Raw genomic sequence first — 11,899 nt, forward strand, 5'->3', positions numbered from 1 at the left:
TTTAATTGATGGAAGGTCATTATTGGAGGCTTAACAAATGGTACTTTATCAACATAATGAAAATGCAAAATCTCAAAATTTGCCTATTTCCAATAGCCTTTTTTCTAAACTACAAAAAGATATTCTTCAAGGGAAAATGCGCGCCGAAGAAAAATTGACAGAGCAAAGCATTTGTGATAAATACAAGGTGAGCAGAACTCCTGTCCGAGAAGCATTACGACAGTTAGAAATGGAAGGTCTTATCGAAACAATCCCTAACCGTGGGGCTTTTGTAATAGGTTTTTCCACTCAGGATATGGCAGATATGTATGAACTCCGCAAGGCATATGAAGTTCAAGCAGTTAAATGGGCTATCGAGCGAATTACTGATGATGAAATGGAAGATTTAGAAGAAACGTTTGAATTCATGGAATTCTATACACAAAAAAATGATATTGATAAAATGTTAAATATTAATACTGGATTTCATCAGTTGATTTATACGGCTTCACACAACAGAATGCTGCAGCATGTGCTTTCTTCCTATCAAATTTATATTAAGCATAGTAGAAAGCCTACACCTTATCCAGACAATTATCTTGCAGAAGTTCTAGAAGAACACCGTGCAATTTTTGAAGCATTTAAAAATAAAGATATTGAGGCTGGGGCTTTAGCTATGAAAATACATATGGAAAGTTCCATATCCCGTTCAAAATAAATGTCAAAATAGTGTATAGCTTTTATTCTAATAAACAAAATAAATAAATATCGCACAAGCTATTTCATAAAGGAGGTACATGCAATATGAAAAAAAAGATTGCAATTAATGGATTTGGTAGAATTGGAAGGTTGACCTTCAGGCGTATTTTTGATGATGACAATTTTGAAGTTGTGGCTATTAATGATTTAAGTAAACCAGAGATGCTGGCGTATTTGCTTAAACACGACAGTGTACAAGGACAATATACGAAATACAATATCGAATCTAACGAGGATTCTATAACTGTGGGTGATAAACAGATAAGAATTTATAAAGAACCAGATCCATCTAATTTACCTTGGAAGGCTTTAGATATAGATATTGTTCTTGAATGTACAGGATTCTTTGCATCAAAAGAAAAATCTCAGGCACATATTAATGCAGGTGCAAAAAAAGTTTTAATTTCAGCTCCAGCTGGAAATGATCTTCCTACTATTGTTTACGGTGTAAATGAAAAGACATTAACAAAACAGGATCACATTGTTTCAGCTGCTTCTTGCACAACAAACTGCCTTGCACCAATGGCAAAAGCACTTAGTGATTATAAAGAAATACGAACAGGATTCATGACGACTATCCATGCTTATACAGGTGATCAGATGATTCTGGATGGTCCACACAGAAAAAATGACTTCCGCCGTGCGAGAGCTGGTGCAATCAACATTGTACCAAACAGTACTGGCGCAGCCAAAGCTATTGGTCTTGTAATTCCAGAACTGGATGGCAAACTCATCGGTTCTGCCCAGAGAGTTCCTGTAGCTAGTGGTTCCATTACAATTCTAGATGCTGTACTAAAAGATTCTTCTGAAACAGTTACACTTGAAGGTGTTCAGTCGGCTATGAAAAAAGCTGCCAACGAGTCCTTTGGTTATACTGAGGAAGAACTTGTTTCCAGTGACATCATCGGAATGGAATACGGTTCACTCTTTGACGCTACACAAACCCTTGTTGCAAGAAGTGGAACTGGAGTTTATGAAGTAAGAGTTGTTGCCTGGTATGATAACGAAAGCAGCTACGTATGTCAGCTAATAAGAACCTTAAAGTATTTAAGTACACTTTTATAAAAATAAAGATAATTATAAAATCGATGTGGCATTTCACTATGTTACATCGATTTTTTGTGTTTTTTCACAACTTTTTTATTTTAGCTCTTTACTTTATTACATTAACGTGGTATATTGTTACCGTGGTATATAAGTAAATCAAGATGACAATTAACACAGATATGGAGAAGCCTAAAATGAATATAACTGAAAGTATTTTAAATAATGAAGAAAAAGCCCTTTTAAGTTTGCGGGATCTTTATGAAAACTATGGCTATTCTCAATTCAAAATGGGCAAATTTGAAGAATACGACCTATATGTTCGCAACAAAGATTTTTTACTGAGCGACAATATTATAACTTTCACAGACACCAATGGCAAACTTATGGCACTGAAGCCTGATGTTACACTATCTATTATAAAAAACTTAAAAGAAGAGCCAGACTGCATACAAAAAATATATTATAGTGAAAACATTTACCGGGTTTCAAAAGATACCAAGACGTATAAAGAATTAATGCAGACAGGTTTAGAGTGTATTGGTGACATAGACCTTTATCATATGTGTGAGGTAATTCTGCTTGCTTCTAAAAGTCTTGAAAACATCAGTATTAATAACATTCTCGCCCTTTCTCATATGGGTATTATCTCCGAAATGCTTGAAGGTTTAAATATTACTGCTAGTCAGGAAAAAATGGTTTTTAAATACATCAGTGAAAAGAACATTCACGGTATAGAAAATATATGTAAACAAACTGACAGTGATGAAGAATTATGTGAAAAACTTATTGCACTGATTTCCATATACGGTTCAATGGACACAGTGATGAACAAGCTGAAAGATCTTAGTATTAATGCAAAGATGAGTAATTTTATATCAGAATTAGAAAGCATATGTAACATATTAAAACTTAACGGATTTGAAAATACACAAATTGATTTTTCCATAGTCAATGGGATGAATTACTATAATGGCATCGTTTTTCAAGGATTCATTGATGGTATTCCTTCGGCTGTACTTTCAGGTGGACGATATGACAAGCTTATGAAAAAAATGGGTAAGCACTCAGCCGCCATCGGTTTTGCAGTGTATGTTGACCTATTGGAGTATTTGAATTACTCGCAAAAGCCCTTCGATATAGATATTGTCCTCCTGTATGATGCTGACACGGATATTAAAGCGTTAACCCAAGTAGTGAAAGATTTAAATAGCCTTGGCCAAAGTGTCCAGGTACAAAAGTCTGTTTCTAAAGTCCTTAAATACAAAAAATTACTTCAACTAAAAGATGGGAGGCTTGAAATCCTTGAATCAAATGATTAATGTAGCTCTGCCAAAAGGCAGACTTGGTGAAAAAGTATATAAAATGTTTGAAGCTGCAGGATACCCCTGCCCTTCTATCGATGATAACAATAGGAAGTTAATCTTTGAAAATAAAGAAGCAGGCATCCGTTATTTTTGGGTGAAACCTTCTGATGTCGCGATTTATGTAGAAAGGGGTGCTGCTGATATAGGGGTTGCAGGTAAAGATATTTTAATAGAATACACACCTGATGTTTATGAACTTCTTGATTTAAATATTGGGAAATGTCGTATGGCAGTAGCTGCCAAAAAGGATTTTAGAGATAATACGGACAGAACTCTTCGAGTAGCAACTAAATTTAAGAACATTGCAAGGGAATACTACAGTAAGCAATGTCGTGACATTGATATAATAAAGCTTAACGGGTCCATTGAGCTGGCTCCCATTTTAAACCTTTCAGATGTCATCGTTGATATCGTTGAAACAGGAACAACATTAAGAGAAAATAATCTAGAGCCTATTGAAACCATTATTCCTATAAGTGCTCGGCTTATTGCAAACAAGGCCAGTTTTAAGTTCAAAAGCGGACAAATTGAAACCCTTTGTAACGAAGTAAAGCTACAATGTCCAAAACCAGAATAAGGAGATTAGTACATGATTAAGATTTTAAAATATAGCGATACCAATAATGCAAATATTTTTGCCAGAGAAATATTCTCTTCAGGAGTGGAAGAAACTGTCTCTGTAATAATTAAAAATGTAAAAGAAAAGAAAGACTCTGCCTTATTGGAGTATTGTGCGAAATTTGACGGAACTGCACCTGAATACTTAGAAGTTTCACAGAATGAAATACAAGAGGCCTTTGACTCTATTGATGAAAAATTTATTAGTATCCTTAGAAAAGCTGCTGAAAATATTACAGCTTTTCACAGAAGACAAGTTTGCAACAGCTTTATTCTCAACGAAACCAATGGGATAGTTATAGGTCAGAAAGTTATCCCCCTTGATAAAGTCGGTCTTTATATCCCTGGAGGCACTGCTACCTACCCTTCCTCTGTGCTTATGAATTGTCTTCCTGCAAAGCTGGCTGGAGTAAAAGAGATCATTATGGTTACTCCTGCAAAGAGCGGTCAAATTAATCCTATTATTTTAGTTGCAGCAAAAATAGCCGGAGTGGATAGAATTTTTAAAATTGGCGGTGCTCAGGCCGTAGCAGCATTGGCTTATGGTACTGAAACTATACCTAAAGTTGATAAAATAGTTGGCCCAGGTAATGCCTTTGTGGCGGAAGCTAAAAAACAGGTATTTGGTATGGTTGACATTGATATGATTGCTGGTCCAAGTGAAATTCTTGTTGTTGCAGATAAAACATGTAATCCAAAGTATATGGCTGCTGATATGCTGTCACAAGCTGAGCACGACAAAATGGCTAGTGCCGTTTTAGTCACAGACTGTCCGGAGCTTGCAGAAGCTGTCAGCTTAGAAATAGAACGTCAGCTTGCACTTCTGCCTCGGGAAGAAATTGCCCGTACGTCCATAGAAAACAACGGTAAAATTATTATAACCAATACAATTGAAACTGCAATTGAAATTGCCAATGCAATCGCACCAGAGCACTTAGAACTATGTGTAGACAACCCTTTTGACTATTTAGACAGCATACGTCATGCAGGTTCAGTCTTTATGGGGAAAAATTGTCCTGAAGCGTTGGGTGATTATTTTGCAGGGCCTAACCACACACTCCCAACAAGTGGTACTGCTAGATTTTCAAGCCCCCTATCCGTAGATGATTTTGTAAAAAAATACCAGTATACATATTATACAAAAGACGCTCTTTCCAAAGTAGCTGATGATATCGCTTATTTTGCAGAAAAAGAAGGCCTCTCTGCACACGCAAGAAGTGTTTCAGTCCGCTTTGAAGACTAAGGTGGTGCTGAAATGAGTAAATTTTTAAATGCAAAATATCAGGGACTCGAAACTTATACCCCAGGCGAACAACCCCAAGATATGCAGTATATAAAACTGAATACCAATGAATCCCCTTTCCCTCCGGCTCCAAGTGTTCTTGATGCAATAAATAGTCAGGAAATAGAAAAGCTTCGGCTTTATTCAGATCCCGAATGTAAGGTATTAACGAATAAACTAGCACAGTTATATGGGATATTGCCACAGCAGCTATACTTTTCAAATGGTTCTGATGATATTTTAAACTTTGCTTTTATGGCATTTTCAGGTAATGGTACAGAAGCGGCTTTCCCCGATATAAGCTATGGCTTTTATAAAGTATTTGCTAACCTGCATGGTATATCTCATAAAGAAATTCCTTTAAAAGAAGATTTCTTAATTGATTATAGGGATTATTGCAGCCTAAATAAATTTATTGTAATTGCCAATCCCAATGCCCCAACTGGATTAACCTTATCTCTTTCACAGATTGAAGAAATAGTAAAAACAAATCCCAATAATGTAGTAGTAATTGACGAAGCATATGTTGACTTTGGAGCAGAATCCTGCTATCCCCTAATAAATTCCTATGATAATCTTTTAGTCATTCAAACGTTTTCCAAATCCCGTTCAATGGCAGGAGCTCGTTTGGGGTTTGCCTTAGGTTCTACAGGACTTATTGACGACCTGAATAAAATTAAATATTCTACCAACCCATACAACATTAACCGAATGACACTTGTTGCTGGAGAAGCCACCATTCGAGCCAATGATTATTACATGGAAAAATGCAAAATAATAGCTGAGAATAGAGAGTACACAACAGAAGAACTTACAAAACTGGGATTTACAGTAATTCCTTCAAAGGCAAATTTTATATTGGCTAAACACGCAGATATGGAAGGGAAGTACGTATATGAAGAGTTGAAAAAAAATGGTATCTTAATTCGCCATTTTACTGCTCCACGTATTAAAGATTTCAACCGCATCACCATTGGAACTAAAGAAGAAATGGACGTTTTTTTAAGTACATTAAAAAAAATAATAAATGAAAGGCGACAAAATGAGAATCAGTAGAATAAATCGAAAAACTGCTGAAACAGATATTCAGCTGAACCTTAATATAGACGGAACGAGCAAAAGTAACATTTCAACTGGCTGTGGCTTTCTAGATCACATGCTTATACTATTTGCCCGTCATGGACATTTTGATTTAACTATAAAATGTATAGGTGACACTTATGTAGATGATCACCATACTGTAGAGGATATTGCCATCTGCCTTGGAACAGCTTTTGCAGAGGCTCTTGGAGGCATGCGTGGCATTAACCGTTATGGAAACATTATCCTTCCCATGGATGAGGCCCTTATTCTTTGTGCTTTAGATATTTCTGGAAGAAGCTTTCTTTCTTATGAACTTCAAATTCCATCGGAAAAAGTAGGTACATTTGACACCCAGTTAGTTGAAGAATTCTTTTTAGCTTTTATTCGTAAAGCTAATATGACATTACATATCAAACAACTTTCTGGCAGCAACAGCCACCATATAATTGAAGGTACTTTTAAGGCCTTTGCAAAAACTCTTTCGCAAGCCGTTAAAATTAATGAAGCTTATAAAGATGAAATCCCCTCTACAAAAGGAGTATTAGTATGATAGTAATAATAGATTATGGAGTGGGTAACCTCTTTTCTTTAAAAAGTTCCCTTCAAGCAATTAGCAAAGAAGTTATTATCACCGGGGATAAAGAAATTATTAAAAAAGCAGATAAAATTATACTGCCTGGTGTAGGTGCCTTTTGCGATGCTGCTCAAAAGCTAAAAGAAAGTGGACTTGATAGATTAATAAAAGATGAAGTGAAAAAAGGAAAACCTTTAATGGGTATATGCTTAGGTATGCAGCTTCTTTTCGAAAAAAGTTATGAATATGGGCAGCATATTGGTTTAGGTCTGATTAAAGGCAGTGTCAAACCTATTCAAGAAGTCATTCCTGAACATTATAAAATACCCCATATTGGCTGGAATGCTCTTCATTTTCCCCATAATAAAGAAAAAAACCCTATTTTTAAATATACAAAAGAAAATGACTGCGTTTATTTTGTTCACTCTTATTATGCTGTCGATTGTAATGATGCCATCATTGCAACTGCTGAATACGGTAATGAGTTAACTGCGGCTGTGGCCTGTAATAACGTATACGGTTGTCAATTTCACCCTGAAAAAAGTGGTGATGTAGGTCTTAATATTTTAAAAGCATTTTGTGAGATTGGAGATTAATAATGAATATATACCCTGCTATAGATTTATATGAAGGCGCAGCTGTACGGTTATTTAAAGGTGATTACAAACAAATGACCATATATGATCAAAACCCTGTCAATACTGCTAAAAATTTTGAAGCTCAGGGGGCTTCTTTTCTTCACATAGTAGACCTAGAGGGTGCCAAAAATGGAATAACCACTAATTTTCAAGTTATAAAGAAGATTGTTGAAAACGTAACCCTTTTTACACAATTAGGCGGAGGTATCCGCGACATAGAAACGATAGATAAATATTTTTCTATCGGAGTTAACCGTATAATCATTGGTACTGCAGCTATTACAGATAAATCGTTTCTTCAAGAAGCGGTTAAAAGATATGGAGAAAGAATCGCTGTTGGGGTGGATATAAAAGAGGAAAAAGCAGCTATAAAGGGCTGGACAGAACTCTCTGATTACAGCTGTGAAGAATTCTGCCAACAGATGCAGGACATTGGAGTCCAAACTATTATTTGTACAGATATTTCAAAAGATGGAACTATGAAAGGAACTAATCTAAAATTATATAGCCGGCTTTCCCAAACTTATTCCATAAATGTAATTGCATCTGGTGGTGTTTCAAGCCTAGAGGATATCAAAGCACTATCTAAAATGGACATTTATGGTGCTATACTCGGAAAAGCATTGTATACTGGTGCAGTTGACTTATCTACAGCAATTGAAGCTGCAAGTGCATGAAAGGAGCGCACATATGATTACGAAACGAATTATCCCCTGTCTTGACGTAAAAAATGGCAGAGTGGTAAAAGGAGTCAACTTTGAAGGTCTCACAGATGTTTCTTCCCCAGTAGCGCTTGCAAAATATTATTCTGATAATGGTGCTGATGAACTGGTTTTTTATGATATAACTGCTACTTCAGAGAATAGATCACTTTTCACTGATATTCTGTGTCAGGTTGCAGAATGTATTTTTATTCCCCTGACAGTAGGCGGAGGTATTAACAGTATAGAAGATTTTGACCGGGTTTTGAAATGTGGTGCCGACAAAGTAAGTGTAAATTCCGGTGCTATAAAAAATCCTGTTCTTATACACCAGGCAGCTCTTAAATATGGAAACCAGTGCGTTGTTCTTTCCGTAGACATAAAACGGGTAAATGGAAAATTTACAGTTTTTTCTAAAGGTGGACGGGAAAATACAGGAATGGATGCCATTGAGTGGATAAAAAAATGTGTTACTGATGGAGCTGGAGAAATAGTCGTCAACAGCATTGATACAGATGGCGTAAAAAACGGGTTTGATTTAGAAATGCTGGGGGCCATATGCGATGAAGTTAATGTTCCTGTAATTGCATCTGGAGGTGCAGGCAGTATAAAGGACTATACTAAGTTATTTAAAACTCTACCGAAAGTAGATGCAGGACTTGCTGCCTCTATATTCCATTTTGACGAAGTAAAAATTTGTAATTTAAAATCAGAGTTAGCTAAAAACGGCATTACCGTTAGATAACTGAAGGAGAATATTTATGTTTAACTTAAATGAAATAAAATTTGATGAAAAAGGTTTAATTCCTGCCGTTGTCATTGACGCAGAAACAAAAAAAGTATTAACAGTAGCCTATATGAATAAAGACAGCCTGAAAATATCCATGGAAAAAGGTCTTACCTGTTTTTGGAGTCGATCAAGACAACAATTATGGCTTAAAGGAGAAACATCAGGGAATTATCAACATATTGTCAGTATTCAAACAGACTGTGACAAAGATGCACTTACTGTTTATGTAAAAAAGGATGGGCCAGCCTGCCACCTTGGTACAGACTCCTGTTTTAGTGATTTTGTTTATATGAATCAAGAGGAAATTCCTTTCACCCTTGAGGGTTTAATGGAACTTATAAGAAATCGAAAAATAAAGACATCGGAAGGTTCTTATACAACGTATCTTTTTGAAAAAGGTATAGATAAAATGCTGAAAAAAATAGGCGAAGAATCCACAGAAGTAATTATCGCTGCAAAATCACAAGATAAAAAAGAAACGATATATGAAATTGCGGACCTTACCTACCACATGATGGTACTCATGATTGAAATGGGTATTTCTCTGGATGATATTCACAAAGAATTAGCATCCCGCCATGTAATTGATAAAAAAATAAAACAAGAGAAAATGACAAAATGAGCTGATTTCTCAGCTCATTTTGTCATTGCTTAATATTCTCTTATCTCTGGCAATATGTACTGCCTGAAAACGATTTTTAGCTCCCAGCTTACTGTATATGTTCTTTATATGAAACTTTACTGTATTTAACGATATATTTAAATACTCAGCAATCTCATTATTAGCCTTTGCTTGAGCCAAAAGATTCAGGATCTCCATTTCAGAAGCCGATAATCCATCCTGTTTACTATTTAGTAATGTCAGATAAGAAGGATATTGCATAGCCACTTTTTTTGTTGCTTCTTTTATTTTATTTAAATAATTTTTTGCGATTAGATCCTCCGCATCAAAATTCCTTAATATTTTATATAAAGGTTCTCCTTCATCAGCAAAAAGGCGGATATATCCATATTTTTCTCCCCTTAAAAGGGCTTCTGTAAGATATTGTTCAGCTTTTTCCTTCTGTCCTATTCTGTAATAAACAATCGCTAAAAGCATATCCAATTGCGCCAGATCCATATTTCTATGTAAAGCTTCAAAAACAGGCCTTAGCTTTTCTGCAAGCCCTATAGCAAGATAATATTTTTCATACAAAATATAGGCCCTTAATTTCACATTATATCTAAATATATCAAGGGTACAGAATGTGGCATTTTCATCGGGTGCTTCGTTATTTAGCCAATATTCAATCTTCTCGTAATTGTTTTCATATAAACTTACAAATGCACTTACTGCTTCCAGATTAGGATACAAAAATTCTGCATTCGCAGCTTCAATTTTATCTCTCATATTATCTAGCATTGGCTTTGTAGTAACAGTTTGCCCCAATATCATCATAATCATCATCTGCACAGACATAGCTGCAAACAGGATGATTATGCTTCCCTTTTGTTCTATAAAAGATATTGCTCTTACAACTTGTATTAATGCGTCTTGAATTTTATCCTGCTGGTAATAACACTCTGCTACTGCAACATCTAATACACCAATGCCATAGTCTCCATATAATGAAATCACTACCCAGTCCATAGGATTTCTTATCAATTTGGCTTTTTTTAGCCATGGAGTAAAGTCTCGTCCTCCGTTTACCACACTAGGGGTATTCCAAGTAATGTTAGCTTTCTGCATTTTTAAGTCTTCATGTCTGACTTTTCTTGCCCAATTTTTCATTACATTTAAAAAATTGCTCATGTTACTATTCGGCATTGCAATCGATAAATAGGCTAGTTTTTCATATATTTCTGTTCTTTTTTTATCCCCTTGTGGTAAAAGCTCCAATTGATTTTCAAGATAACTTTTCCACTTATCCGCTTCTGCCAGATTAAAACATATAATGCCTAACATAGCCATACCACAACATAATGCAGGTTCTTCCTTTATCATTTCTTCCGGCAATTGAAAGTAATATTTTTTATTTTTCCATAAATCAGTCTGGCCGACTGGACTCTTGGATAACTCAATTAAAAGCCGAATTACACTCTTATACTCTTTAGCCTTAATATAGTATTCTAATGCAATCGTACTCTCATTCTTTTTTTCAAAATAGGCTCCTGCAGTATTATAAATATTATCAATTTCTTCCTTAGATAATACTTTATCTCGTGTATATGTAAGGTAATCTTGAAAAAAGGGATAAACAAGATAAGTATCTGGTAATAAAAATGTTAAAAAGCAGCCCTGCCTTGTCAGTTCTTTCAACACTCTATGTGCCTCTTCTGATTCTAAAAGTACATCAGCCTCTTCTGCTGTGACTTTATCAAAGCAGCCTACTGTCAAGAGAACCTTTTTTTCAAGCCTGTCCAACTTACCTAACAATTCAATATCAAGATATTGATATATTGCTTCTAATGCCTTCAACTGAATTTTTCTTGCATATGGTTCTCCTGTTGCCTGCATTATTGAAGCAGCATATCTATAACTTATTATCCAGCCCTTTTGCTCTACAAATAAGTGAGAAATTTCCTGATCAGTCAGACTGATATTATACTGCTGAAAATATTCTATTATTTCAGCTTCTGTAAATTTCAGCTGATCCATACCAATTAAATGTAGTGATAATCCTACATATATGGATAGTGCTTTTGGCAGTTCAGCCCTTGAAATAATCACAAACCTCCAATTTGACTGAATAACCATCAAATTCATATACTCCATCTCTCTTTCATCAAGTAGATGGTAATTATCAATCACAATAAATTTTTCCGTTGGTTTACTGTTGATTTCTGTTAAAATTTTATTGATTACGGTCTGATTTCTCTGTTCTCCTAAACAGAACCAGACTGCTTCATGTTCTTTTTGATTTAGCCATTCTGCCACGGCAGTAGTCTTTCCCCATCCAGTATATGCCGATACATAAATAATTCTTTTTACTTTGACATTTTCTTCAAAAATATTCTGTAATCGAGATCGTAAAACCATGTTTGGTGGAAGCTCTATTATTGTATCTTTTTCTGTCATATAATT

The 11,899-nt window shown here is 35.2% G+C and carries 12 protein-coding genes; 11 read left to right on the forward strand and 1 reads right to left on the reverse strand.

Going from position 1 to position 11,899, the window contains the following annotated elements:
- The first annotated feature begins 37 nt into the window (after nt 1-37).
- The 11 genes from RTW14_RS14955 to hisIE all read left to right on the forward strand — a co-directional run bounded on the left by RTW14_RS14955 (nt 38) and on the right by hisIE (nt 9,457).
- Entirely contained in the window at nt 38-697 is a 660-nt protein-coding gene (locus RTW14_RS14955; RefSeq protein ID WP_312652854.1) for a GntR family transcriptional regulator, read from the forward strand.
- 86 nt (nt 698-783) lie between these two features.
- A complete protein-coding gene (gene gap / locus RTW14_RS14960; RefSeq protein WP_312652856.1) occupies nt 784-1,803 on the forward strand; it encodes a type I glyceraldehyde-3-phosphate dehydrogenase in 1,020 nt (339 codons plus the stop codon).
- Between the two features lie 176 nt (nt 1,804-1,979).
- Entirely contained in the window at nt 1,980-3,104 is a 1,125-nt protein-coding gene (locus RTW14_RS14965; protein ID WP_312652858.1) for an ATP phosphoribosyltransferase regulatory subunit, read from the forward strand.
- Entirely contained in the window at nt 3,097-3,726 is a 630-nt protein-coding gene (hisG, locus tag RTW14_RS14970; RefSeq protein WP_312653100.1) for an ATP phosphoribosyltransferase, read from the forward strand. Before RTW14_RS14965 ends, hisG begins: the two co-directional genes overlap by 8 nt.
- Before the next feature lie 12 nt (nt 3,727-3,738).
- Nucleotides 3,739-5,010: a histidinol dehydrogenase gene (gene hisD, locus RTW14_RS14975; protein WP_312652860.1), complete on the forward strand. Its 1,272-nt coding sequence runs from the start codon at nt 3,739-3,741 to the stop codon at nt 5,008-5,010.
- Nucleotides 5,011-5,022: 12 nt separating this feature from the next.
- On the forward strand, nt 5,023-6,105 hold the full coding sequence (hisC, locus tag RTW14_RS14980; RefSeq protein WP_312652862.1) for a histidinol-phosphate transaminase: 1,083 nt from the start codon (nt 5,023-5,025) through the stop codon (nt 6,103-6,105).
- A complete protein-coding gene (hisB, locus tag RTW14_RS14985; protein WP_312652865.1) occupies nt 6,092-6,682 on the forward strand; it encodes an imidazoleglycerol-phosphate dehydratase HisB in 591 nt (196 codons plus the stop codon). Before hisC ends, hisB begins: the two co-directional genes overlap by 14 nt.
- Nucleotides 6,679-7,302 (forward strand): imidazole glycerol phosphate synthase subunit HisH, encoded by a 624-nt coding sequence (gene hisH / locus RTW14_RS14990; protein WP_312652867.1) that lies wholly within the window; start codon nt 6,679-6,681, stop codon nt 7,300-7,302. Before hisB ends, hisH begins: the two co-directional genes overlap by 4 nt.
- A 2-nt stretch (nt 7,303-7,304) precedes the next feature.
- Nucleotides 7,305-8,021, forward strand: coding sequence for a 1-(5-phosphoribosyl)-5-[(5-phosphoribosylamino)methylideneamino]imidazole-4-carboxamide isomerase (gene hisA, locus RTW14_RS14995; RefSeq protein WP_312652869.1), 717 nt, complete (start codon nt 7,305-7,307; stop codon nt 8,019-8,021).
- A gap of 13 nt (nt 8,022-8,034) precedes the next feature.
- The gene (hisF, locus tag RTW14_RS15000) at nt 8,035-8,790 is read left to right on the forward strand and encodes an imidazole glycerol phosphate synthase subunit HisF (RefSeq protein WP_312652871.1); all 756 of its coding nucleotides are present in this window, start codon (nt 8,035-8,037) and stop codon (nt 8,788-8,790) included.
- 16 nt (nt 8,791-8,806) lie between these two features.
- Complete coding sequence (gene hisIE, locus RTW14_RS15005; RefSeq protein WP_312652873.1) at nt 8,807-9,457, forward strand: bifunctional phosphoribosyl-AMP cyclohydrolase/phosphoribosyl-ATP diphosphatase HisIE; 651 nt, start codon at nt 8,807-8,809, stop codon at nt 9,455-9,457.
- Between the two features lie 9 nt (nt 9,458-9,466).
- On the opposite strand, the gene RTW14_RS15010 is transcribed toward hisIE, so the two are convergent.
- A complete protein-coding gene (locus RTW14_RS15010) occupies nt 9,467-11,893 on the reverse strand; it encodes a LuxR C-terminal-related transcriptional regulator (RefSeq protein WP_312652875.1) in 2,427 nt (808 codons plus the stop codon).
- Between the last annotated feature and the right edge of the window lie 6 nt (nt 11,894-11,899).

It is taken from the genome of Aminipila sp. (assembly GCF_032051575.1).
Lineage (GTDB): Bacteria > Bacillota > Clostridia > Peptostreptococcales > Anaerovoracaceae > Aminipila.